This window comes from Paenibacillus sp. 01T422, assembly GCF_056398785.1.
In genome coordinates this window covers 1-483 of sequence record NZ_JBFTQB010001627.1, presented here as the reverse complement: position 1 = coordinate 483, position 483 = coordinate 1, and the positions used below count along the sequence as shown (strand labels likewise).

Genomic DNA, 483 nt, shown 5'->3' with positions numbered 1-483 from the left:
ATGGAATACAGGGTAAAGCATATAGACACTGGCGAAGAGAAAACACTTAGTCATCTTGAAGTGAATGATATGGATTATAATGATACCGGACAGATCGTAGTATTCAATACGATGATGGATGCATACCTATTAATCGAAGACAACTGAATTTCTTCTCGGGGATATTATATGTGAACAATATACGAGCAACAATAAAAAGCCTAAGGAATTTCTCCTCAGGCTCTTGAACTTAACTTAGTGATAAAAATGAGAACGAAAAAGCAGCTCTTCATGTGATAGAGCTGCTTTTTCTTTATGTGGAAACTAAATTTTTACGTTGGTTTACTTCAAAATCAAATCTTCTTTTAATCATTTCGTTAATTTGCTTACTTGAGTTGACAAACTTCAAGTTAGTCCGAATATATTCGAAATTGTAAACATTGAGCAACTCAATAAATGCAGAATTAACAAAAGAAGTTGATACGCCATCAATACCTTTAAAGG

Annotated in this window: 1 protein-coding gene; it reads right to left on the bottom strand. The window is 33.1% G+C overall.

All coding sequences use genetic code 11. The features are described from left to right. Nucleotides 1–292: 292 nt before the first annotated feature. On the bottom strand, nt 293–483 hold a 191-nt coding region (locus AC1DUA_RS40490; protein WP_477505003.1), incomplete at its 5' end, for an STAS-like domain-containing protein.